At 67.2% G+C, this 24264-nt stretch carries 18 protein-coding genes; 5 read left to right on the plus strand and 13 right to left on the minus strand.

Going from position 1 to position 24264, the window contains the following annotated elements; translation table 11 throughout:
• Window positions 1-87 precede the first annotated feature (87 nt).
• From mprF to AB4Z00_RS22385, 3 genes are read right to left on the minus strand one after another with little or no spacing between them, the layout of a single operon-like run.
• Entirely contained in the window at window positions 88-2703 is a 2616-nt protein-coding gene (mprF, locus tag AB4Z00_RS22375) for a bifunctional lysylphosphatidylglycerol flippase/synthetase MprF (protein WP_442047307.1), read from the minus strand.
• Window positions 2685-3161, minus strand: coding sequence for a DUF2147 domain-containing protein (locus AB4Z00_RS22380; protein WP_132268824.1), 477 nt, complete (start codon window positions 3159-3161; stop codon window positions 2685-2687). The genes mprF and AB4Z00_RS22380 overlap by 19 nt, the downstream gene beginning before the upstream one ends.
• Window positions 3158-3955: an AcvB/VirJ family lysyl-phosphatidylglycerol hydrolase gene (locus tag AB4Z00_RS22385; RefSeq protein WP_442047308.1), complete on the minus strand. Its 798-nt coding sequence runs from the start codon at window positions 3953-3955 to the stop codon at window positions 3158-3160. Before AB4Z00_RS22385 ends, AB4Z00_RS22380 begins: the two co-directional genes overlap by 4 nt.
• Before the next feature lie 260 nt (window positions 3956-4215).
• Here AB4Z00_RS22385 and AB4Z00_RS22390 point away from each other — a divergent pair, with 260 nt between their 5' ends.
• From AB4Z00_RS22390 to AB4Z00_RS22400, 3 genes are read left to right on the plus strand one after another with little or no spacing between them, the layout of a single operon-like run.
• The gene (locus AB4Z00_RS22390) at window positions 4216-4674 is read left to right on the plus strand and encodes a PDZ domain-containing protein (RefSeq protein WP_442047309.1); all 459 of its coding nucleotides are present in this window, start codon (window positions 4216-4218) and stop codon (window positions 4672-4674) included.
• A 30-nt stretch (window positions 4675-4704) separates the two neighbouring features.
• A complete protein-coding gene (locus AB4Z00_RS22395; protein ID WP_132268819.1) occupies window positions 4705-5391 on the plus strand; it encodes a winged helix-turn-helix domain-containing protein in 687 nt (228 codons plus the stop codon).
• A complete protein-coding gene (locus AB4Z00_RS22400) occupies window positions 5388-6788 on the plus strand; it encodes a sensor histidine kinase (protein ID WP_442047310.1) in 1401 nt (466 codons plus the stop codon). Before AB4Z00_RS22395 ends, AB4Z00_RS22400 begins: the two co-directional genes overlap by 4 nt.
• 30 nt (window positions 6789-6818) lie before the next feature.
• On the opposite strand, the gene AB4Z00_RS22405 is transcribed toward AB4Z00_RS22400, so the two are convergent.
• From AB4Z00_RS22405 to AB4Z00_RS22445, 9 genes are all read right to left on the minus strand, one after another.
• On the minus strand, window positions 6819-10199 hold the full coding sequence (locus AB4Z00_RS22405; RefSeq protein WP_442047311.1) for a glycosyltransferase: 3381 nt from the start codon (window positions 10197-10199) through the stop codon (window positions 6819-6821).
• Window positions 10200-10446: 247 nt separating this feature from the next.
• The gene (locus tag AB4Z00_RS22410; protein ID WP_132268813.1) at window positions 10447-10599 is read right to left on the minus strand and encodes a YezD family protein; all 153 of its coding nucleotides are present in this window, start codon (window positions 10597-10599) and stop codon (window positions 10447-10449) included.
• Window positions 10599-11576: a sulfate/molybdate ABC transporter ATP-binding protein gene (locus AB4Z00_RS22415; protein WP_243654394.1), complete on the minus strand. Its 978-nt coding sequence runs from the start codon at window positions 11574-11576 to the stop codon at window positions 10599-10601. The genes AB4Z00_RS22410 and AB4Z00_RS22415 overlap by 1 nt, the downstream gene beginning before the upstream one ends.
• Complete coding sequence (gene cysW, locus AB4Z00_RS22420) at window positions 11573-12412, minus strand: sulfate ABC transporter permease subunit CysW (protein WP_442047312.1); 840 nt, start codon at window positions 12410-12412, stop codon at window positions 11573-11575. The genes AB4Z00_RS22415 and cysW overlap by 4 nt, the downstream gene beginning before the upstream one ends.
• Window positions 12409-13251 carry a sulfate ABC transporter permease subunit CysT gene (gene cysT, locus AB4Z00_RS22425; RefSeq protein WP_442047313.1) on the minus strand — a complete coding sequence of 281 codons (843 nt, stop codon included), beginning with the start codon at window positions 13249-13251 and terminating at the stop codon, window positions 12409-12411. Before cysT ends, cysW begins: the two co-directional genes overlap by 4 nt.
• 49 nt (window positions 13252-13300) lie before the next feature.
• On the minus strand, window positions 13301-14335 hold the full coding sequence (locus AB4Z00_RS22430) for a sulfate ABC transporter substrate-binding protein (RefSeq protein WP_132268807.1): 1035 nt from the start codon (window positions 14333-14335) through the stop codon (window positions 13301-13303).
• Between the two features lie 292 nt (window positions 14336-14627).
• The gene (locus tag AB4Z00_RS22435) at window positions 14628-15479 is read right to left on the minus strand and encodes a TauD/TfdA dioxygenase family protein (protein WP_442047314.1); all 852 of its coding nucleotides are present in this window, start codon (window positions 15477-15479) and stop codon (window positions 14628-14630) included.
• A gap of 130 nt (window positions 15480-15609) precedes the next feature.
• The gene (locus AB4Z00_RS22440; protein WP_442047315.1) at window positions 15610-17148 is read right to left on the minus strand and encodes a CehA/McbA family metallohydrolase; all 1539 of its coding nucleotides are present in this window, start codon (window positions 17146-17148) and stop codon (window positions 15610-15612) included.
• Window positions 17149-17225: 77 nt separating this feature from the next.
• The gene (locus AB4Z00_RS22445) at window positions 17226-19703 is read right to left on the minus strand and encodes a TonB-dependent receptor (protein WP_442047316.1); all 2478 of its coding nucleotides are present in this window, start codon (window positions 19701-19703) and stop codon (window positions 17226-17228) included.
• A gap of 97 nt (window positions 19704-19800) precedes the next feature.
• On the opposite strand from AB4Z00_RS22445, the gene AB4Z00_RS22450 reads away from it, so the two are divergent.
• Window positions 19801-20448, plus strand: a complete 648-nt coding sequence (locus tag AB4Z00_RS22450; protein ID WP_442047317.1) for a TetR/AcrR family transcriptional regulator — start codon at window positions 19801-19803, stop codon at window positions 20446-20448.
• Window positions 20449-20481: 33 nt separating this feature from the next.
• On the opposite strand, the gene AB4Z00_RS22455 is transcribed toward AB4Z00_RS22450, so the two are convergent.
• Window positions 20482-21168 (minus strand): response regulator transcription factor, encoded by a 687-nt coding sequence (locus AB4Z00_RS22455; RefSeq protein ID WP_165921495.1) that lies wholly within the window; start codon window positions 21166-21168, stop codon window positions 20482-20484.
• Window positions 21169-21408: 240 nt separating this feature from the next.
• Here AB4Z00_RS22455 and AB4Z00_RS22460 point away from each other — a divergent pair, with 240 nt between their 5' ends.
• Window positions 21409-23817: a TonB-dependent receptor gene (locus AB4Z00_RS22460; RefSeq protein WP_442047318.1), complete on the plus strand. Its 2409-nt coding sequence runs from the start codon at window positions 21409-21411 to the stop codon at window positions 23815-23817.
• Window positions 23818-24264: the final 447 nt, after the last annotated feature.

Below are 24264 nucleotides of genomic sequence, written 5' to 3' on the forward strand. Positions count from 1 at the left end.
CTTATCGAGTGCCGTCCGCGGCCGGGTCCCGGCGCAGGGGAGCCGTGGGCCGGACGGGCCTGCCCATGTTCGGAACCCGCTTGCGCCTCAACGCATTTCCCGCTGCCGTTCGGTATGCTGGCGCGCGGCGCTGCCCTTGCCGTCGGCGATCAGCGACTGGAGATCCAGCAGCGCCCGGCCGGTGGCCATGCCGCCGTTGCAGGCGATGTAGCGCGGCTCCCAGAGGGGGGCGAACTTCTCCTTGTAGTTCCGCAGGCCTTCGAAGCCATAGAAGGCCTCGCCGTGGCGGAACAGCATCCCGGCGGCCCGTGCCCAGGTCGGCGCGAGGCGGCGGGCCTCGATGCCGGAGAGCGGCGCAAGGCCGAGGTTGAACCAGGCGTAGCCTTCCTGCCGGCCCCAGAGCATGAGACGGGTGAACAGGAAGTCCATGCAGCCATAGGGTACCTCGGCGCGGTGGCGCATGAGGTCGACCGAGAGTTCCTGCCGCCCCGCCGTCTTCCAGAGATTGGCGAAAGCGACGATCCGGCCCGCGCAGCGGACCACGGCCACGTCGCAGCGGGCGATATAGGCCGCATCGAAGCGGCCGACGCTGAAGGCTTTCTCGCGCTGGCCTTTCGCGCGCAGCCACTCGTCCGAAACCGCGCCAAGCTCGGCCATGAGGCTCGGCACGCGGGCGGCGGGGACGATGGCGAATTCGGCGCCCTCGCGCTCGGCGCGGCGCATGGCATGGCGCAGCGGCCGGGCGGCAGGGCCTTCGAGGCCGAAGCGGGTGAGGTCCACGCGGGCTTCCTCGCCGTATTTCATCAGCTGCAGGCCCATGTCGATGGCGATGGGCAGGACTTCGGGCGTGACCTGGTAGAGCAGGACGCGGCCCTGGTTGGCGTCCGCCCGCTCGCGCAGGCGCCAGAGCAGTTCGGGCCAGTCCGCGGGATCGCCCACGGGGTCTCCCATGACGATCCAGGAATGGCCCTGGACCTGGTACATCAGCATGCTGCGATTGTCGGGACCGGCCAGGAACAGCTTGTCCCCGGTGAGCGCCAGCATCGATTCCGAGCGGGTGGCATGGCGGAGTGCGGCGTCGACGTCGACCGCGACTTCATCCGGCAGGCGCGCCCGGCGCGAGGGGCGCAGGAAGGCGAGCAGGACCGAGGCGCACATCAGCACCGCGACGGCGAAGCTGGTGCGCAGATAGCGCGAAGCGTCGCCGGACCAGGCGAACTTCCACCAGAGGCTGCCGCGATAGGCGGGGAAAGTCTGGGCGAAGTAACCGATGACGATGGCCAGCGCGATCGTGGCGACCATCGCCAGGATCCAGTTCGCGCTCATCACGTCGGCCGTCAGCGCGGTCCGCCGCCAGAAGCCCTTGCGCGCCAGTTGCAGGATACCGGCCACCGCCAGCAGGGTGAGCGCTTCCTCCCAGTCCAGGCCCTTGATCAGCGAGAAGGCGGCCCCGGCCAGCAGCAGCGCGCGGGTGAGCAGAAAGGCCGCGTCCAGCCGGCGATAGAGCGCGGGGGCCAGCAGCAGCAGCAGCGTGCCCACCAGGCTGGCGGCGATCTGCGAGGCTTCCACGAAAGGCAGCGGCACGATGCCGCGGATGTCGGCCATGCGCTCGGGCAAGGCGGGGGTGGCGCCGGAGAGCAGCAGGATGGCGCCGCCCAGGAACACCAGCAGCGCCAGCGCGCGCGGGGCCAGGCTGACCATCATCGTCTCCCCCGCTTTCAGCGCCAGCACCGCGGGGCGGCGCCAGCGGGCATGTTCGTGGCGGACCAGCAGGACCATCGCGAAGGCCAGCGGCAGGAGATAGTAGACAATGCGGTAGACCAGCAGCGCGGCCACGAGTTCACCCGCCGGGATCTGCGGGCAGAGCGCGACGACCGTGGCTTCGAACACGCCGAGGCCGCCGGGAACGTGGCTCACCAGCGCGATGACGATGGCCAGGACGTAAGCGAGCAGCAGCGGAGGATAGAGCGCGATCGGCGCGTGAGGGAGCAGGACGTAGAGCGTGCCGCAGGCGGCGGCGATGTCCGCCAGGGCCACCAGGGTCATGCGTGCGATCGCTGCCGGGGGCGGCAGGTGCCAGCGCCGGGCCGTCAGCGCGCCGGCCGAGAGCAGCACGAGCAGCCCGGCACCCACGGCATGCTGGACGCCCAGCGGAAGGACGTGCTCGGCCACGACCAATGGCCGGCGATGGACCAGCAGCGCCAGCGCGCCGGAGGCCAGCACACCGGTCCAGAACGTGATCCCGGCAATGGCGGTGACGCGGGCGACTTCGCCGGTGCCCAGGCCTTTGGCGCCGTAGATGCGCAGGCGCGCGGCGGCGCCGGTCAAAAGGCCGAAGCCGAGGTTGTGGCTGAGGGTATAGCTGGTGAACGAAGCCAGCGCGGCCGTGCGATAGGGCAGCGGGCGGCCGATGGTGCGCAGGGCCATGACATCGTAGATGGTGAGCAGCAGGTAGCTCGCCCCGGTCAGCCCCAGTGCGGCGGCGAAGCGCCATGCGGGGATGGCGCGCGCGGTGCGGACCAGCGCGTGCAGGTTCAGCGACATGGCCAGCCGGTGCAGGCAGATCGCCGCCAGCGCCAGCACGAAAGCGGCCACGGCGAGCTGCGCGGGGATCGCCAGGCGGCGGGCCAGCGGCTGGAGGTGGGCGAAGCGGCGTCCGAGCGCCTGCAGGGTGCCGCCCGCGCTCATGACCGGCGTGTCCATGTCTGCGACTTGCAGATCAACCCGTGCAGGATGCAGCCGCTGATCTTGAGATGCGCCGGATCGGGCTGGCGAATGCGGGAGAAGAAGCTCTCGCCCATGTCCGGCACGAAGACCTGCCCCTGCCAGCCGCCGTCTTCCTCGCGGTGGTAGTCGCGCAGGAGCTGGGTGCCGACGAGATGGCCGACGCCGGCATCCGTGGCATCGGCCACCGCCGCGCCGCCGACCCAGGTGACCGTGCCGCACAGCATCGCCCCGCAAGGCGCGACCGAGACTTCCACGTCGCCGCGGGGATTGAGCCAGCGGCCGTAGGGGCTGATGGTATTGACCGGCCGGGCCGGGGCAGTGGCGGCCAGCGCGCCGATCAGCAGCGGCGCGAGCACCGGCAGGAAAGCGCGCAGGCGGGGACGCGGCAGGGTGCGCTGCAGAGCGCTCCGCAAGGCGCGGGTGAACGAAGTCATGGGGCGATCTCCGCGCCGCTCGTGAGGCGCTTGGCGAATATGCGACCGGGGCCGAAATGCGCGGCCAGGGCGCCGCGGATCGCAGCGAACAGGCGGTCGGCATCCTTGTCGAGGTAGTGGTCGCCGGGCAGGACGATCTGCGTCAGGCGCGGCAGGTGAAGCAGCGGGCAGAGGCTGTCCGGCTCGTCGCGGCCATGGATACAGACGACGGGAACCCAATCCAGCTTCATGGCGCTGGGCAGGGCAGGCGCGTCGGGCGGCGTGCGGTCCAGCCATTCGAGCGGCGAGACGCGCAGGAACACGGTGCGCGTGGGCACCGTCAGCACCACCATCGCGACATGGCGCCGCACGTCGGCGCGGAGATGCTCCAGCCCGACATGAACCATGTCGGAGCCGAACGACTGGCCGAGCACGATCACGCGGTCGGCATGGCCCAGCGCCATGGCGCGGTGGATGGCCTCGGCCAGCATGGCGGAAACCTCGGCGGGCGTGCGGCGGACCTTGAAGTATGTGAGCGAATTGACCGAGACGGTGGCCAGGCCGTGATCCGCGAGGCGGGTGGCCAGCTGCCCGCCCAGCCCGGCGCGCGGCCCCATGTCGCCCGAGAGCAGGACGGCGGCATAGCGTTCGCCCTTGACCGTGCCGGCGCTTGCTGCCGGCAGGTCCGCGAAAGGGCTGGCGTTCCAGGCGCCGAGCCATCCGAGCCAAATGGCCAGCACGGCCGCGGCGACGATGACCACCGCGGCCAGCCAGGCGGCGCGGCGCCGCGACCGACGGGGTGCTGTTCCTCTCATGCTGCCAGCCTTCTTCATGCTGCCGGTCTGGACGCGCGGACCTTGCCGCAGCGTGGAGCAAACATGGACTTTCCTTAATGTGACTCCGGCACGCCGTGCTGCGATAGTGCAGGGCAAGGGTGTAGCTTGCGGTCAGTCTCGTACTGGCGCCGAGGATCGTGCCGCTTCATGTTCGTTTCGCCCATCTCCCCTTTCCTTGCCGGCAGGCCCGGCGGCATGTCCTGCTGTGACCGAGCGGCTTTGGGCCAGGAGGCTTCCGCGTGAGCGAGGCGCAGGACCTGGGCAGCCGCCGCAGGACGCGGATACTCAGCCTGATGCCGATGCTGGGCGCGCTGCTGGCCGTGACCGGCGCGCTGACCTGGGGCGACATCTGGGCGCAGCGGCACTTCGGCCTGATCGGCCAGACCCTGCCCCATCCGCATGGCACGCTTTCGGCCGAGGGCTGGCGGCAGGTTCTGGACTTCACCGCGGACCCGGTGCCGGGGCCGCAGCCGGGGCTGGTCGTCACCAGCGTGCGATCGCGCGGCTATGCCGAGAAAGCGGGGCTGGCGGTGGGAGACTGGATCGAAAGCGCCGACGGCCACGAACCGCCGAGCCTGCAGGCCCTCGCCGAGGAGTTGTCTGAGCGCGGACAACGGCCTATTCACCTGAAGGTAGTGCACCAGGGCGCGGTCCGCACGATCGATCTTGCCCGGGAGCCGGAGCCGCAAGGGCTCTGAACCGCGATGTGAAGGGGGCCGGGCGAAGAAATGGGTCACAAGCTGCTGGTCGTCGAGGACGACGACGCCACGGCGACCTATATCGCCAAGGGCATGGCCGAGGAGGGCTTCGTGGTCGATCGGGCCGCGAACGGGCGCGATGCGCTGTTCCTGGCCAGCGACGGAACTTACGATGCCATCGTGCTGGACCGCATGATCCCGCAGATGGACGGCATGTCGGTGCTGGGCGCCCTGCGCGCGGGCGGGATCGAGACGCCGGTGATCGTGCTGTCGGCGCTGGGATCGACCGATGACCGCGTGGCGGGGCTCACCTCCGGCGCGGACGACTATCTCACCAAGCCTTTCGCCTTTGCGGAACTGCTCGCCCGGGTGCGCCTGCTGGTGAAGCGCAGCGGCGGGCAGGCGGCGGTGGAAACCCGGCTGGCCTGCGGCGATCTGGAAATGGACCTGCTGGCCCGCAAGGTGCGGCGCGGCAGCCGCGCCATCGATCTCCAGCCGCGCGAATTCCGCCTGCTCGAATACTTCCTGCGCCATGTCGACGAAGTGGTGACGCGCACCATGCTGCTGGAGGCGGTGTGGGACTATCACTTCGACCCCGGCACCAATGTCATCGACGTGCATGTCAGCCGCTTGCGCCGCAAGCTGGACGAGGACGGTGCGGCCCCGCTGCTGCACACCGTGCGCGGGGCGGGGTACCGCCTGGGACTGGCGGCTTGACGGGCGGCCTGACGGGCGGCGGGGTCGCGCCCGCGCGCCTGCCGCGCTTCCTGCGCTCGACGACGTTCCGCCTTTTCGTTCCGGTCGTGCTGTTCCAGCTCGTCGCCACCGGCGGGGTGCTGACTTTCGTATGGATCGCCGGTCAGCAGAGCGTGCGGGACGAGCAGCGGGCGCTGGTCCAGGAACTGCGCGACGACTTGCTGGACACTTATCAGGACGGCGGATCGGCGGCGCTTCAGGCCAATATCGAGCGGCGGCTGCGCAGCGAGGGCCGCCGTGCGCCGGTCCTGCTTCTGGCCGACCGCGAGGGGCGCAGCCTGGTGGGCAATCTTTCGGCCCTGCCGCCGCCCGATCCCGAGGCGGGCGGCCAGTTCGAGACCGTGCTTTACCGCAGCGACAGCGCCCAGCCGCTGAACATGGCGCTATCCGAGACACGGCTTGCGGACGGCACGATCCTGCTGGCCGGAATCGAGATCGGGCGCGACCTCAAGCTGCAGCACAGTTTCGAGCAGGCGCTGTTCGCGGCGCTGTTCCTGGCCCTGCCGCTGGCGATGCTGGTGGCGGTCCTGACCTCGCGGCTGGTGGGCCAGCGCGTCCACGACATGGCGCAGACTGCGCACCGGGTGGGCAGCGGCGCTTTCGACGCCCGCGTGACGCTGGACGGTTCGGGCGACGCTTTCGACGAGCTTGCCGGCGAGATCAACGCCATGCTCGCGCGGATCGAGACGCTGGTGGGCGAGCTGCGCGTGGTGGCGGAAGGGTTGGCGCACGACTTGCGCTCGCCCGTCACGCGGCTGCGCGCGGTGCTGGAACAGGCGGCGCTGGAGGCGCGCGATCCGGCTGCCGAGGCTGCCATGCAGCGCGCCCTGACCGAGGCGGACACGCTCACCCGCATTCTCACCACCGCGCTCCAGATTGGCCGTGCGGAAGCCGGTATCGGCCGCGAGCGTTTCGAGCAGACGGAAGCGGGCGATTTCCTCGGCGATCTCGCGGCGCTTTACGAGCCCTATGCCGAGGACGCGGGCTTCGTGCTGCGGGCCGAGGCGCCGGCGGGGCTCACCGTGCTGCTCCACCGCGAATTGATGAGCCAGGCGCTCGGCAACCTGGTCGACAATGCCGTCAAATATGCCGAGGGCGGCAGCACCATCGCGCTCTTTGCCCGGCGGCGCGAGGGACAAGTCGTGCTGGGCGTGCGCGACGATGGGCCGGGGATCCCGGAAGCGCGCCGCGAGGCGGCCTTGCAGCGTTTCGGCAGGCTCGATCCCAGCCGCGCGGTCGCCGGCTCGGGGCTTGGGCTGGCGCTGGTCGAGGCCGTGGCGAAGCTGCATGGCGGGCGCGTCGAACTGGCGGAAACGCCGGGCGGCGGGCTGGAGGTCCGGCTCGGCATTCCGGCCTGACGCCGATCTCCGCGCCGATTTCCGCGCCGTTCAGACCGTTTCCAGTTCGCGCTCCCGTGCCGGCGTTGCCGGGCTGCCGCCCGGCGTCGCGGTGACGCGGCCGGTGCGCTCCAGCTTGCCCCAGCCGATGCCCTTGCCGGCGAAAGCGGCGCTCACCGCGCGGATCACCACGCTATACATGAGCTGGCGGTAGACGAAGCGCTGCGCCAGCAGCAGCAGCGGCCGGAAGCGCTCGCGGCGGGTGTCGAGCCGGTACGCGATCCAGCCGCAGGCGAGGTCCACCAGCGTGAAGGCCAGCCAATAGGCGCCCATGCGCAGCACGTCGGTCTGGGTCTGGGCCCAGCCGTGCTGCGAGACGCGCAAGGCGGTGCCGGCGATCGAGATCAGCAGGGCAAGGTCGATGGCGGGCGAGATCACCGCGAAGACGATCTGGAACAGCCAGGCCTGCGGCATGCCGATGAAGGCGAGGCCGGAAGGACGGCCTTTGGCCAGGGTGCCGCGGTGCTTCCAGAGGCACTGGAGCGTGCCAAACGACCAGCGGAAGCGCTGCTTGGACAGCGCGCGGAAGCTCTCCGGCGCTTCGGTCCAGGCCACGGCGTCTTCGTCGTAGGCGATCTTCCAGCCCTTGCGCTGGATGGCGATGGTGAGGTCCTGATCCTCCGCCAAAGTGTCCTCGGGATAGCCGCCGACATCGTCGAGCGCTTCGCGGCGCCAGGCGCCGACCGCGCCGGGCACGACCATGATCGCGTCCAGCCGGGTCAGCGCGCGGCGCTCCAGGTTCTGCGCGGTGACATATTCCACGCCCTGCCAGCGGGTGACGAGGTTCACGCGGTTGCCCACTTTGGCATTGCCCGCGACCGCGCCGATGGCGGGATCGGCGAACCAGCGCACCAGGCGCGAGATCGTCTCGCGTTCGAACTGGGTATCGGCATCGAGCGCCACGATCACACCGCCGCGCGCATCCTTCAGCGCCCGGTTGAGCGCCGCGGCCTTGCCGCCGTTGACCAGGGTCAGCAGTTCGACGCGGGGATTGCTGGCGAAAGCCTCGCGGACGATGGCGCTCGTCCGGTCCTTCGATCCATCGTCGGCGACGATGATCTGGAGCTGGCGATAATCGCTTTCGAGCACGCGCCGCACCGAGGCCTCGATCACGCGTTCCTCGTTGAAGGCGGGAATGATGACGGTGACGAGCGGATCGCAAGTGTCCTCCGGCGCGGCCATCGGCTGCGGACGGCGCAGCAGGCTGGCCAGCGAGGCGAGGCCGATCGAGCGCAGCACGCCCAGCGAGATCGCGAAGAAGAACGTCCAGTTGAGCGCCACCAGGATCGCCGCCAGCGCGCCGAACAGCGCCACGTCGGCGCGAACGGCGGCCAGGTCCACGCCGTCGACCTTGGGCATCACCGCATCGTGCGAGAGGCCGGCAAGCGTGGAGACGGGCACGAACGTGTAGCCGTCCTGCTTCAGGCGCTCGATGATGACGGGCAGCGCCGCCACGGTCTGCGAACGGTCGCCGCCGCCGTCATGCAGCAGGATCACGTTCTCCGAACGGTCGGGCGAGGCGGATTCCACCTGCGCGATCGTGCTGTCGATCACATGCTGCACGCCGGGGCGCTTCCAGTCGTCCGGATCGACGTGGAGGCCGACCACCGTATAGCCGCGGGCGTGGGCGATGGCCGCCGGCACCAGTTCGTCGGCCGTGGTGGGCTCCGCGTCTCCGAAATAGGGCGCGCGGAACAGGCGCGTGGAGCGGCCGGTGGTGGCCTCTACCAGGCGCTGCGTGGCGTTGAGTTCCAGGCCGATGCCGGTCGCGGCTTCCTCGGCCATGTTCGGGTGCGTGTAGCTGTGGTTGCCGATCTCGTCGCCGTCGTCGGCGATGCGCTTGATGAGGTCGCGGTTGGTCAGCGCGTTTTCGCCCACGACGAAGAACGTGCCGGGGACGTGGTACTGTTCGAGGATCGAGAGGATGCGCGGGGTCCAGGTGGCGTCCGGGCCGTCGTCGAAGGTAAGGGCGACTTTCTTCGGCAGGGCGCCGATCCGGTGGACGACGTAAGGCGTGGGCAGGCGGGTGTAGCTTTCCGCCGAGATCATGCCGGTGGCCGCATCGAAACCGACCGTGCGGCTGCCTTCCTGTGGGGTGGCGGTCACGTCCAGGATCTCGCCCTGGCCTTCCACGTCGACATTGGCGGCCTGGACAAGGCGGGTGAGGTTCGGCCGCGTGCCGGTGCGCCAGGCCTTGACCGTGTTCCAGAAGCCGGGATCTTCGGAGCCGAGGCGCCAGAGCGCGATGTCGCTCACGCCCAGGCGCGAGAGAACCTGCATCTCGTTCCAGGTCGCGGCCGCATCCAGCATCCACACGTCGTGGCGGTGATCCTGGCCGTCCTGCGGATCGTCATAGGAATAGCCGGCATTGCCGCTCATGGCGTCGTACTGCGGCGGCGCGCCGCTGTCGTGCGCGTCGAGCCAGGCTTCCTCCACCGTCATGCTGTCGGCTTTGCCGTCGTGCCAGTTGTAGGCGTATTCGCCGAGCGCAACGATCGCCTTGCCGCGCGGCAGTCCGGCCAGGGCATGGGCGACCTTCTGCGCGAACCACGGGTTCGAGGCGATCGGGCCGGGCGTGCCGCCCTGCCAGTGCTCGTCATAGGCCATCAGCACCAGCCGGTCGGCGACTTGCCCGAAGGCGCGCATCGACCATTCGGGATTGTCGATCGGCATGGTGACCGAGACGATCCGGTGCTTCGGCGCCAGAACCGCGCGCAGTTCGCTCAGGAAGAGGCGCAAGTTGGGCAGGCTGGCGCTGGGCATGGTTTCGAAATCGACCATGACGCCGGCGGCCGAGGTCCGGTCGAGATAGGCGGCGACTTGCGTTTCCAGCGCGCGGCGGCGGACCGGGCGGGCGAGCAGGGCGGCGGTGGCATCGCCCTGCCAGTCACCGTCGACGGTGTTCTGGAGCACCGGCACCACCAGCGGGCGGTGGAGCGCGGAGGAAAGGATGTGCTTCAGGCGCGCATCGTCGTCGACCTTGAGAGCGCCGGTCGCGTCTACGGAGAGGGTGGCCGGGGCCACCCAGTCCAGCCGATCGATATGGCGTTCCAGCGAAGTGGCGCTGTCGTCGCTCCAGGGCGTGTAGAAGCCCACCGTGATCGGCTTTGCACCGGGCGTCGGGGTCTGGACGGCGGCCTTGCCGAACAGGAACTTGCGTGCGCTGCGGGTGAGGTGGCCGATCTGCGCGCGGAACGGCAGGGGGGAGGCATGTTCGTAAGCGATGGGCAGCGGCGGCGGGGCCGGTACGCTGGCCACGGTCGTCGCGAAGACGACACAGGCGGCGATCGCCAGCAGCAGCGCCAGGAACGACAGGCGGCGGACCCGGACGCGCCGGTTTCCGGTGGGGTCGAAGAAAACAGGTGCTGCCACGGCGTGCCTCACGAAGTTCCGGGCGGCGTGGGGGAACGCCGCCCGGAGGCTCATTGGTCTTCTGGAAGGTGCGGCCCGGGAACCAGAGGCAATGACGAGGGTGCGAATGTCAAATTCGGTTCCCGGACCGCATGGCCGTTCTAACCCCGGCGGCATGGAGCCGGCGTGGAGGCAAGGTTACAAAAGATTCATGTTGCGGCGCGAAAGGGGCCAGCGCTCCCGGACCGCGTCCGGGAGCGCTGGCGGATCAGAAGCGCTTCTTCTCGGTGACGTCGAGCTGGACGACGCGGCCGTCGTGGATGGTCAGGGCGATCTGGCCGTAGCGCAAGTCCTGCAGGGCCTCGCGGACTTTTGCGAGGCTTTCCTCGAGATTGCGCTCGGACTGGCTGTCGCGGGTCATCAGGCTTCCTCCGCCAGTGCAAAGGTCCGGGCCCGGCGTGCGGCGATGGCGACCGTCTGGCCGATCCCGGGCGGCGGCTCATGGGCATCCACGTCGATCTCGACGATCGTCTCGCTGCCGTGGAGCCGCCCTTCGACGCGCCAGGCGCCGCCCTTGCGGAACACGTTGTCCACCAGCAGCTGCCCTTCGCCCCGGCCGCTGGCCGCGGTGACGATCTCGATGTCGTGCGGGCGGATGTGGCGGCCGTCGGGCAGGCGGTTGGTCTCGCCCACGAAGTGCGAGACGAAAGCGGTGGCGGGCTCCATGTAGACTTGCTCGGGCGTGCCGATCTGGTCGATCCGGCCGTGATCCATCACCACCACGCGGTCGGCGAGTTCGAGCGCCTCTTCCTGGTCGTGCGTGACGAAGATCGAGGTGAGCCCCATCTGCTTGTGCAAGTCGCGCAGCCAGCGGCGAAGGTCCTTGCGGACTTTGGCATCGAGTGCGCCGAACGGCTCATCCAGGAGCAGCAGGCTCGGTTCGATGGCCAGCGCGCGGGCGAGCGCCACGCGCTGGCGCTGGCCGCCGGAAAGCTGGCCGGGATAACGGTCGCCCAGCCCTTCCAGCTGGACCACGCGCAGCAGTTCCTGCGCGCGTTCCTTGATCTCCGCCTTGGCGGGGCGCAGCCGGGCCTTGCGCACGCTGAGGCCGAAGGCGATGTTGTCGGCCACGGTCATGTGGCGGAACAGCGCATATTGCTGGAACACGAAGCCGACATTGCGCTTGCCCACGGGAATGTCGGAAACGTCCTGCCCGTCGAAGTAGACATGGCCTTCGTCCTGGAACTCCAGGCCGGCGATGATGCGCAGCAGGGTCGTCTTGCCGGAGCCGGAGGGGCCAAGCAGGGCGATGAACTCGCCCGGCTGGATCTCCAGGTCGATGCCGTGAAGCGCCGGGTAGTTGCCGAAACGCTTGGTGATGTTCTGGACGCGGATCAATGGCTTGCTCCCGAGTGAAGGTCGAAGCGCCATTCGAGCACGCTCTTGAGGACGAGCGTGACGAGGGCGAGGGCGGCCAGCAGCGAGGCGACCGCGAAGGCTCCGACGAAATCGTATTCGTTGTAGAGGATCTCGACATGCAGCGGCATGGTGTTGGTCTCGCCGCGAATATGGCCGGAAACGACCGACACCGCGCCGAACTCGCCCATGGCGCGGGCATTGCAGAGCAGCACGCCGTAGAGCAGGCCCCAGCGGATGTTCGGCAGGGTCACATGCCAGAAGGTCTGCCAGCCGTTCGCGCCCAGCGAGAGCGCGGCTTCCTCGTCGTCCTTGCCCTGCTCCATCATCAGCGGGATCAACTCGCGCGCGACGAAGGGGAAAGTGATGAACACGGTGGCGAGGATGATGCCGGGCACGGCGAAGATGATCTTGACGCCGTGCGCCGAAAGCCAGGGTCCCAGCAGGCCCTGCGCCCCGAACAGCAGCACGAAGATCAGGCCCGAGACCACCGGCGAGACCGAGAAGGGCAGGTCGATCAGCGTCAGCAGCAGGTTCTTGCCGGGGAAGCTGAACTTGGTGATCGCCCAGCTTGCGGCAAGGCCGAAGACCATGTTGAGCGGCACGCTGATCGCCGCGATGATGAGCGTCAGCCGGATCGCCGAGAAGGCGTCGGGGTTGGTCACTGCGTCCAGGAAGGGACGGACGCCCTGCTTCAGCGCTTCGCTGAACACCGCGACCAGCGGCAGCATCAGGAAGAAGGCCAGGAAAGTGAGGGCAAGGCCGATCAGCAGGACCTGTGCGGTCCGGCTCTCGGTGCCGGGAGCGTGCCGCCTCATGCGCCGAGCCTCCTGCGACGGATCGACTGGAGCGCGTTGAGCGTGAAGAGTACCGCGAAGGACACCAGCATCATGACCATGGCGATGGCCGTGGCGCCGTCGTAATTATACTGTTCGAGCTGGGTGACGATCAGCAGCGGGGCGATCTCCGTGCGGCCGGGCATGTTGCCCGAGATGAAGATCACCGAGCCATATTCGCCCACGCCGCGCGCGAAGGMCAGCGCGAAGCCGGTGAAGAGCGCGGGCAGGATCGCCGGGAAGATCACGCGGGCGAAGGTCTGCGCCCGGTTCGCGCCCAGGGTCGCGGCGGCTTCCTCCACGTCCTTGCCCAGGTCGGCCAGCACCGGCTCCACCGAGCGGACCACGAAGGGCAGGCCGATGAAGATCAGCGCCACGGTGATGCCGATCGGCGTGAAGGCCACCTTGATGCCCAGCGGATCGAGGTACTGGCCGACCCAGCCGCTGGGCGCGTAAAGCGCGGTCAGGGCAATGCCGGCAACGGCGGTGGGCAGGGCGAAGGGCAGGTCCACCAGCGCGCTCACCACCCGCTTGCCGGGAAATTCGTAGCGCACCAGCACCCAGGCCACGAGCAGGCCGAAGACGGCGTTGACGAAGGCCGCGGCGATGGCGGTGCCGAAGCTCAGGCGATAGGCGGTGAGGGCGCGGGAGGAAAAGCCCACGTCCACGAAAGCGTGCCAGCCCATGCCGGCCGACTTCAGGAACAGCGTGGAAAGCGGGATCAGCACGATCAGGGAAAGCCAGGCCAGGCTGAACCCGAAGGTCAGCCCGAAGCCGGGCAACACGGAGGGCGCACGCCAGCTGGCCTTGCGCGTCGTCATGGATGGCATCTGCAGTGGCCTGCTCGATTTCTGGCGCGAAGGGCGCGGTTTACTTCTTGGTGTAGATGCGGTCGAACACGCCGCCGTCGTCGAAGAAGGTCTTCTGCGCCTTGGTCCAGCCGCCGAAGTCCTTGTCGATGGTGACGAGGTTCAGCTTCGGGAACTGCCCGGCGAACTGTTCCGCGATCTTGGGGTCGCTCGGCCGGTAGAAGTTGCGTGCGATCGCGACCTGGGCCTCGGGTGTGTAGAGATATTCGAGGTAGGCCTTGGAAACCGCTTCGGTACCGTGCTTCTTCGCATTGTTCGCGATCACGGCGACCGGCGGCTCCGCCAGGACCGAGATCGAGGGGACGACGATCTGGAACTTGCCGGCGCCGAGCTTCTTTTCGGCCAGCAGCGCCTCGTTCTCCCAGGCCAGCAGGACATCGCCGATGCCGCGTTCGACGAAAGTGGTCGTGGCGCCGCGCGCACCGCTGTCAAGCACCGGAACTTGCGCGAAGAGGCGCTTCGTATACGTCTCGGCGGCGGCATCAGATCCTCCCGCCTTGCGGCCGTAGGCCCAGGCGGCCAGGAAGTTCCAGCGCGCGCCGCCGCTGGTCTTGGGATTGGGCGTGATGACCTGTACGCCCGGCTTCACCAGGTCGGCCCAGTCGTGGATGCCCTTGGGATTGCCCTTGCGGACCAGGAACACAATGGTGGAGGTATAAGGCGCGCTGTTATCGGGCAGGGCCTTCTGCCAGTCGGCCGGGAGCAGCTTGGCCTTGTCCGCGATCACGTCGATGTCATAGGCCAGCGCCAGGGTGGCGACGTCTGCTTCCAATCCGTCGATGATGGCGCGGCTCTGCTTGCCCGATCCGCCGTGGCTCATGCGGAAGGTCACGTCCTGGCCGGACTTCTTCTTCCAGTAGGCGGCGAAGGCCGGGTTCACGGCCTGATAGAGTTCCCGGGTGGGGTCATAGGAGACATTGGTGATCTCCACCGCGTTGCCCGACTTGCCGCCCGAGCAGCCCGCCAGAGAGGCGGCCAGTGCCGTTGCGGCGGCCACCGAAATAAACAGGCGGCGATTGAGGGTTCCGGCTTTCATCGTGTCATGTCTCCCGTCAGAAGGCGCATTGCCTAAACTCAATCGATTTGGTTGACATTAAATATGTATTTGCAGGGTGGCAAGTCCACCTTTTGGCCGATGCCGAACTCCGCGGTTTCCCAAGGGTTCGGCGGCCCCGCCAGCGCCGAAGCGCGCGAAAAGAGCGCCCTTCGGTGCGTTTCCATAAGGACGGCTCCGTCCCGGGCCCTACCCAAAGGGAGCAGCGCCCCATCGTGCTGCAAAGCCCCGCACCCTTCAACTGCGAGAAAACCCGGGTGCCGCCGCGACCGATTCAGCCGAGCTGGGTGCCCTCGATGGTGATGCGGTGCATTTCGCGGCGATGGCCGTGGTAATCGTTGTAGGCGTAGTGCCAGGTGGCACGGTTGTCCCAGAAGGCGATCGAACCTTCCCGCCAGTGGAAATCCTCCTGGAATTCCGGACGGCGGCAATGGGCATAGAGTTCTTCGAGCAAGCCGCGCGAGTTCTCTTCGGACAGGCCCTGGATGTGCAGGGTGAAGCTGGGGTTCACGTAGACTGCGCGCTTGCCGCTGAGGGGGTGCGTGATGATGACCGGATGGACCGGGTCGTCCAGCAGGTCCGCAGCGCCGGCATTGCCGATTCGGCCGTCCCGCCGGGTGTCCTGCGCGGCCTCGTAAGCGCCGGCCCTGCTTCCGAAGACATGGCGTGCGGAATGGACGGCATGGCGCCCCTCCACTTGCGCCTTGAGCCGCGGCGGCAAGGCGTCATAGGCGGCGTACATCGAGGCGAAGGCCGTGGATCCGCCTTGCGGCGGCAGTTCGCGGGCCACCAGGATCGAGCCCAGCGCGGGGGCGAAGTCGTAGGAATGGTCGGTGTGCCAGCCGCCGCCGATATTGTGCTGCTGGTCCGGTTCCTTCACCACCAGCGCGATTTCCGGATAGACCGAATGGGCGGTGAAGAAGCGGTTGATGTTGATCGCGCCCCAATGGCGGGCGAAGTCGATATGCTGCTGTTCGGTGATGGACTGGTCGCGGAAAAAGACCACGCCATGTTCGGCAAATGCCGCGCGCATCGCCGAAAGATCGTCTTCCGCCAGCGGACGGGCGAGGTCGATCCCGAGGATTTCGGCGCCGACGCGCCCATGCTTGCGGATTTCAATCGGCATTGTACGAACTCCTGACCGGGTATTCTCAACCTATTTGATTGAGTTTACCCGGTCAAGCCGTCCCAGCCGTCCCCCGGCAAGCGTTTCGCCGCAGTTCAGGCCCATCCGGTCGGGCTGCGGAGCGGGAAGCTCAGTAGTTCACATATACCGGATTGGTCATGAAGAGCCGCTGCGCTCCGTCGCGCAGTTCGAAACGGATCCAGTGGCGCTGGCCGTCCGAGGTCCACCTGAGCGGCAGGGCCTGCCGCGCTTCGGTCAGGCTCTCGGCCGAGAGTTCCGCCGCCGGCTGGCCGTCGACCAGACCCACGAGCTTGCGGCCTTTCGCGCCCGTGATGGTGAGCGCCAGTTCCAGGGTTTGGCCGGCAGGCAGCGCGAAGGCATCCCCGACCGTTCCCGCACGGGCGCCGCCGCGCGCCGAGAGATCGAAGCCGAGGCCCGGTTTGCCGGTCATGTCGATCATGACGTGGCCTGCCTTCACGGCATCGAGAATGGCGCGTTCGGACAGTTCCGGCGCCCGCACCAGCGTGGTCGGGAAGCCGACGCCGAGGCGGCCGAGATCGACGTCATGGTTGTCGCTGCCGCCGATCGCGGTGATGCGGCGGCCCTGGGCGAGCTGCTTTTCCCAGATCGCCACATCGCCCCCGGCGTCCCCGCCGCCAAGCTGCTTCCAGAGGTTGCCGCTGTTCATCACTTCCATGGCGTCGGTCGCGGCGTAAGTCGCCTCGGGGGCGGACCAGCCGCAGCCGCGGCAGCGGAAGTCGGTGGGCGATCCCGGATGGTTGATCGAGAACAGGCCGCCCGCGGCATGGGCGCGCTCGATCATGGTCGCCATGTCGGGCATGGATTTCTCGCCGAGGCGGTGGTCGATATATTCGGTGGTGCCGAAGACGTTGGCGTGGCCCTGCTCGGTGGTCATTTCGCGGCCGGGGATCAGCAGGATATCGTCGTAGAAGGGCTGGAGTTCGCGCATCGAGCCATAGAGCGCGACATTGTTGTGATCGGTGATCGCCGCGAAATCGAGATGGGCGGCCAGCGCCGCATCCACGGTGCGGTAGAGCGGGCAGGGCACGCTGCGACCCCGGCGGCTGGTGCAGAACCCGTCGCTATGGCCGGTGTGGAGATGGAAGTCGCCGCGATACCACTTGTCGGCCACTTCCAGCGGCTCGGGCGAGAAGGTCGAGACGGCTGGCACTTCGCCCGGCCGCCAGAACCAGATGCGGGCGGTATAGCGCGAGGTCACGCCTTCGCCGATATAGGACACGCCCAGATCGAGCGACCAGCGCCGCCCGCCGACCGGCCCGGCGATGAACGAGGGCGTGGCGTTGTTCTCGTCGATCACGACGGTGTGCTTGTTGCTGCCGCTCCAGCCGCGGAACGTCTTGCCGTCGAACAGGCCGAGGTTGATCACGGTCTTCCCGTCCGGGCGGGTATATTCGTACTCCACGCCGATGCGGGTAACGCCTCCGGGGACGTCGAACGAGACCGGGACGTTGCGCTGGTAGTCCGAACGGTCGACCGTGCCGGTCAGCACGAGGTCCGGCTTCTCATGCCCTTTTGCCAGAGGCACCTTGTCCCATTCCGGCAGGTCCTGCGCGATTGCCTGGTGCGACCCGAGGGCAGAAGCGAGAAAGAGGGCGAGCGAGGCGAGGCGGGAGAAGGTCTTGGGCATGTCGATTGTCCCCGGAGGTGAGGGTTCCGGCGGGCGCGGCCAGGGCGCCCGCCGGAGGGAGAGAGCGGAGAGGCCGATCAGAACCTGAACGTCACCGCGCCGCGCACGCTGCGGCCGAAGATCGAGCGCGCGATGTAGACGAGGTCGCCCACTTCCTCGTTGTCGATCGAGCCGGCGCGGGGATTGCCCTCGGTCAGGCCGATCGTGTTGGTGAGGTTGTTGACGTAGAGGTTGAAGGTCAGCCGGTCGTTGACGTCGAACTTGGCGTTCAGGTCCACGGTCGAATAGGCGGGCAGGCTGATCTGGTTCGCCACTTCGGCATAACGCTGGCCGTAGTAGGCGAAGTCCGCCTCCACGCGCAGGCGGTTGTCCATCAGGTTGACGCCCGGAGTGATGCGGAAGCTGTGCTTCGGCACGCGGATCAGGCGGTTCTTGGAATAGTCGACGACCTGGCCGCTGGAATTGGTGTAGACGAAGTCGGTGAAGCGCGCGTCCTGCCAGGTCCAGTTGGTGTGGATGTCGAACCACTTCGCGGGGCGCCAGGTGGCTTCCAGCTCGGTGCCCCAGGTCTTGGTGTCTCCGTAGACCGTGTTGAGCACATATTGCCCGGCCGCGTTCTGGCGATAGTCGCTGATCTCGTAGCTCTTGTAGATCGAGTTGAAGCCGGTGAGATAGACGTCGAACGTGGGCGAGGCGTACTTCAGGCCGACCTCGTAGAAGTCCATCTTCTGCGTGACCGGGCTGGCCGCCGCATTGCCGAGGAAGCTGGAGACGCTGGGCAGGCGGAACGTGGAGGTGAAGCGGGCGAAGGCGCCCATGCGTGGCTGGAGCTGGTAGTTCGCGCCCAGCGTCCAGGCCATGTGATCGTACTTGCGCGAGAACGGCGCGAACACGCCCGAGCCGACCAGCACCGCGTCGTCGGCGGCGGTGGCGGACTGGCCGAGGTTGATCGTGCTCTTGCCTTCCACCTGGCCGCTGGTCTTGATCTGCTCCCAGCGAATGCCGCCATCGACGCGCAGGCGGTCGGTCAGCTTCCATTCGTCGCTGGCGTAGACGGCGATGGTGTCCGACTTGCCGAAGGCGTTGTTGAATTCCGAACCGTAGCTGGCGATGCCGTCATTGGTGAACTGGTAGAGCGTGTTGCCGGCCGCATCGCGCAGCACGGCGTCGAGCAGGGCGGCATTGTCCTTCACGTCGGTGAAGATCGCCGCCGAGTTCGAATGGTAGGTTTCCTTGACGTGGGCATAGTAGAAGCCCAGCGCCAGGTCGTGGTGGCCGGCCAGTTCGAAGTCCTGCAGGAAGCGGGTGTCGGAAACGAACTCGTCTTCGGGAATGGTGAAGGAACGGGCGAGGTTGAGCAGGGCCAGGCCGTTGCCGTTGGCATTGGCCAGGTCCATCGGGCCGCTGCCGTTGGTATAGTTGAAGCCCAGCGTCTGGCCGGCGGCCGTGTCGACGTACTTGCCATAAGTCGAGGACAGCAGGTCGGCGGCCGAGGCGACCGTGCGCGGGGTGATCGAGTTGCGCTTGGTGTAGCTGTCGCGGTAGCGCATCTTGTGCTCGACGCGCAGGCTGTCGGTCAGTTCGTAGTCGAATTCGCCGGTCAGCTGGGTGAGCTTGATGGTGGTGCCGGTGCCGTTATCGAACTTTTCCACGCCGTCCGGCGTCAGGAAGTCGAAATAGCGGGTTTCCTTGCCGGCGATGATGTCGCGCTTGGCGTTGAAGCCGGGCACGCCCACCGGATCGCCGTTGCCGTCGTTGACGAAGGGCGTGACCATGGCGTTGCCGATGCGCTCGTCGATGCGCTTGACGCCCAGCATGAGCGAGCCGCGCTCGAACTCGCGCGAGATCGTGGCGCGGATCTGGCCGCCTTCGTCCTGGCGGTAGCCGGTGTGGCGCTGGCCGTCCGACAGGCGGTAATAGCCGCCGACCAGGAAGCGCCAGTCGCTGTTGCCGATCGGGCCGCCGACCCAGCCGTCCACGCGGTGCGAATTGTAGTCGGCCACTTCGTAACGGACCGAACCTTCCAGATGGTCGCCGCCGCGCCGGGTGATGAAGTTCACGACCGCGCCGGGGGCGTTCGAATAGAAGATCGACGACGGACCGCCGCGCACCACTTCGATGCCCTGGATGGTCTGGTCCATGCGCAGGGCCTGGTCGCCGTTCAGCCAGCCGAGGCCGGCGTCGTGCTGGATGGTGATGCCGTCTTCCAGCAGCGAGAGCGCGGAGAAGCCGTCGGTCGGGATGCCGCGCACGCGGATATTGCCGCTGGCCTCGCCGGAGGAACTTTCGATCCAGAAGCCGGGCACGTTCTTCAGCGCCTCGCCCACGCCGATGGGCGCCTTCATCTGCAGTTCGGCTTCGGATATCGTCGAGATGGCGTAGCTCGCCTCGACCTTCTTCTGCGCACTGCCGGCGCGCGCGGTGACGATGATGTCGTCACCCGATCCGGCGGCGGGATTGGGCGAGGCTTCGTCGGCATGGGCGATGCCCGAAGCGCAGGCGAAGACGGCCATCGCGCAGGCCGAGGCCTGCACGCGGAAACGGGACTTGAACATGGATGCGACCCCTGTATTTGCTGTGCGGGCCGCATATGGTAGCTATAATTATCATTTTTATGACACCACGCGGCATTTGCGGTGTCCGGAGCACGAATTGGACCCTGACAAACCCCCTTACCGCAGGCCCATGCAGGAGCGATCGCGCAAGACATTCAATGCCTTGCTCGATTCCGCCGCGCATCTGCTGGGGGAGGTGGGCATCGAGCGCATCTCGACGAACCAGATCTGCGAACGCGCCGGAATGACCCCGCCCGCGTTCTATCGCTATTTCGACGACAAATACGCGATTCTCCATGCCCTGGCCGAGCGTTTCATGGAGCGGCAGAACGTGGCGCTACAGGCCTGGCTGGACAATTACCGCGAGGCCGGGCTCGACGTGATCGAGGGCAAAGTGGTCGAACTGATCCGCACCATGCATGAGATCACGGCCAGCGAGCCCGGCGCCTTGTGGATCATGCGGGCGCTGCGAGCGATCCCGAGCCTCACTCCGATCCGCCTGTTCTCGCACAACTTCGTCTCGGACCTGCTGACGGACATGTACATGCGCTATCTCGCGCATGTTCCGCGTGAACTGGTGCTGCGGCGCACCCGCATGTCGGTGGAGATCGCCTATTCGCTGGACGAGATGCTGAAGGAAAAGGAAATGGACGCAGAAGCGCTGTTCGCCGATGCCGGCCATGTCTTCAGCGCCATGTTCCATTATCCCGAATATGCGCGGCCCGGGCACAAGGGCCCGGATTGACCGCGGTTTCGCAGCCGCAGTTGGCCGCCGCCCTCAGGCTTCGGCGCTGTCGAAGACATATCCGAACGAACGCACGGTGCGCGGCAGGTGCGGGACCTGCATCGAGCGCAGCTTGCGGCGCAGGCGGCTGACCCAGGAGTCCACGGTCCGCTCGTCGCAGACCTCCACGCTCTTGCCCAGCACGCCGATCAGTTCGCCGCGCGTGAACACCCGGTTGGGATTGCGCGCGAAGTGATTGAGCAGGCGCTGCTCATTCGATTGCAGCGGCACGACCAGACCCCGGTACCGGGTGAGATGCGAATCGGGCTGGATCATCAGCTCGCCGATCTGGATCGCCGGGGTTTCCTTGCGCGCGGCCGCGGCAGGCTGGTAGATTCGCAGGCGCTGTACAAGCGCATGCGGGGTGAGGGGCGCGATCAGGTAGTCGTCCGCCCCCGCGTCCAGCGCGCGGGCCTGGGCGCGCGGATCGGCCTCCGGCAGGATCATCGTCATGTGGAGGGGATGGTCGTTGATGCGGTCGCGCAGCAGCCCGCAGAGCTGAAGTCCCGACATTTCCGGCAGAAGCCAGTCCACGAAGATCCAGGTCGGGGCCCTGGCGGGCCGCGCGCAGAGTTCGGTTGCGTTCATCACCGCCGCCTCGAAGGAGAGGAAGTTGTCCCGAACGGCGCTGACATGGGCAAGGTCGCCCGAGGTCAGCACGATGTCGCCAGATTTGATCATGGTATCCTGCAGTTTCGATACGAATGATCCGGCCACATAGTGCCGTGATCGCCGCCATGCACATGTCAAATTTGTCATGTTCGGCTGGCCGCGTGTCGCCACAATTGCGTCAAGAAAATTACAAGAAAGCAACACGGATGTGACGCGGGTCGCGCCTAGTCAGCCTCCCTGTCGCCCCGCCGGGCGGGCCCCTTGCCGCGACTGCAAGGAGGAAGACCAAGCATTTCAGGGAGTTTTCGCATGATTCGCCACGCCATCCGTCTGGCGGCCACTTGCAGCATCGTCGCGTTGAGCCAGGCGCCGGTAGCCGCTTTCGCCGATGAAGCCGCAACAATCGCTCCCGCTGCCGACAGCGCCGCCGCGGCCGACAGCGACGGCTCGGTACCGATCATCGTCACCGCCACCAAGCGCGAGACCGACCTCCAGAAGACTCCGATCGCCATCGCCGTCATCGGCAGCGCCGATATCGAGAAGCAGCACGTCCAGAGCCTGATCGACCTGGCCAGCGGCACCGTGCCCTCGCTGCGCGTCGCCACGTTCGAAGCGCGCCAGTCTGCCCTTACCGTCGGCATCCGCGGCATCGTGCCGTTCGACGCCAACCAGACCGCGCGCGACCAGGGCGTGGGCGTCTACCTCGACGGCGTCTACCTCGGCCGCCAGCAGGGCCTGAACGCCGCGCTGTTCGACGTGCAGCGCATCGAAGTGCTGCGCGGGCCGCAGGGCACGCTGTTCGGCCGCAACACCGAAGGCGGGGCGCTCTCGATCGTCACCAAGGCGCCCACCGGCGAATTCGGCGGCCGCGTTTCGGCGGGCCTCGGCAACTATGGCCAGCGTGACGGCGAAGCGCACATCGACTTCCCCGAGTTCCACAACATCTCGGTCAAGGTAGACGGGGTCTACCAGCACCAGGACGCCACGGTGAAGAACCCGCTCGCGGGGCAGACCGGCTGGAACTACTACGACCGCGTCGGCGGCCGCATCCAGGCCCAGTGGAAGCCGTTCGAAGGGCTGACGGCGAACATCTCGTACGACAAGTCGCGTGACGACAACACGCCGATGTACAGCCAGCTCATCAACTACAACCCGAACAATCTGACGGTCGCCACGCTGGCGGATATCGCCAGCCAGGGCGGCAAGCTGAAGGCCGGGCAGATCGCCCCGCTTTCCCCGCTCGTCCAGGTCAGCGGCGACAAGCGCATGAAGACCGCGGACATCGGCGTGCCGCAGCAGCCCAGCGTCGATCGCACGCAGGGGGTGATGGGCAACCTCAGCTACGACCTCAATCCGAACCTGACGCTGCGCTCGATCACCGCCTGGCGGGACGTCCACACCGACCAGTACGACAACTCTGGCGGCGCTCACCGCACCGTGTTCCTGCCGAACGCCAAGTTCAGCCGCTACTCGCTCTCGTTCCTCGACCAGAACCAGTTCAGCCAGGAACTCCAGCTGGTCGGCAGCCTGCCGCACCTCGATTTCGTGGCCGGTGCCTACTACTACAACGAGCACGCCAGCGAGAACGCCGCCACTCCCAGCTCCAACCAGTGGAACGCGGACGGCTCCGGCTACACCGTGCTGAGCCCCAGCGTCTCGGGCGTTGTGAGTTCGTCCAACCAGGGCTGGGACGACAGTTCGCTGTTCCTCCAGCGCGACAGCCACGCCAAGGCCCAGAGCCTGGCCGCCTTCGCGCAGGCCACGTATACGCCTGCCGGGCTTGACCAGGTCCACCTGACCGCCGGCGGCCGCTTCACGCACGACAAGCGCGACGGCGTGCTCGATATCGTCAACGGCGCGGCTTACGATTACACCTTCCGCTACCGCAAGGACCGCTTCGACCCGATGGTCACGCTGGCCTATGACGCCACGCAGGACGTGAACCTCTACGCCAAGTACTCGACCGGCTACCGGGCCGGCGGCGCCAACGACCGCTCGCAGACTTTCGACGCCTTCGGCCCGGAAACGGTGAAGTCCTATGAAGTCGGCGCCAAGATGATGTTCCTCGATCGCAAGGTTCGCCTGAACCTGGCCGGCTACATCATGGACCGCGATGGCACCCAGGTGGACTTCGACAACGTCAACACCGATCCCACCAGCCCTTACTTCAACCTGCACACGCAGGAGACGCTGAATGCGCCGGGCACCACCAAGATCCGCGGCGTCGAGGCGGAACTGAACGTCCACCCGACGCACAATCTCACGTTCGGCGCCTCTTATGCCTATACCTATACGAGTGTGCCGCGGACGCTTAATCCGTTCCTCAGCACGGCCGACAACCCGGTCTACCAGAACGTCTTCATCGTCTACACGCCGAAGAATGCCGCTTCGGTCTTCGCGGACTACACGGTGCCGGTGGGCAGCGGCGACGAAAGCGTCCAGGTCCATCTCGACGCAGCCTATGCCGATGCGCAGTACAGCTTCGAGGACGAAGACGTGAAGGCGCAGAGCAGCTTCATCGTGAATGGCCGCATCGCCCTTGCCGACATCCCGATGTCCGACAACGGCACCAAGCTGACGGTCTCGGTCTGGAGCCGCAACCTCCTCAACGAGACGCACATCTACCGCCTGTCCTACGCCAATGCGAACACGCTGGGCGCTTACGGCAACTTCAATCCGCCGCGCACTTTCGGCGTGGAGGGCACCGTCAACTTCTGACGTTTCACCGTTTCGGCAGGCCTCTCCCTGTGGTCTGCCGGCAGGTTCCTGCCTGCATTCCTGCACGCGGCGCGGCTCCGGCCACGCCGCGTGTCGTTTTTGTGGTCACCCCGGCGGGTGTGGAAAACTTTTCAGGAAAAAGGGTTTGACCGAATCGCGGGTGGCACTTAGAGGGCCTCTCACCGCAGCGGACCACACGGTTTTGCAGCGGTCGCCAACAGAGACGGACAGCTTGTTCCCCCATCGCAAGAAAGCGGGGAGCGCTAGTTGTCCGGCTTTACTGTTCGGCGGGTCCCGCGAGGGACCGGTTCTTTGACATTGTAGGTTTTAGATGAAGGGACATGTGGGCGACGGCGCCTGCTCCCGGGGCTTCAGGGCTCGGGGTGGCAGTAGATAGTCGTTACCTTTACATGTCCTTACGTAACCATACGTTTAGATATGTGCAGG

Origin of the sequence: Novosphingobium sp. YAF33 (assembly GCF_052113265.1) — a bacterium.
GTDB lineage: Bacteria > Pseudomonadota > Alphaproteobacteria > Sphingomonadales > Sphingomonadaceae > Novosphingobium.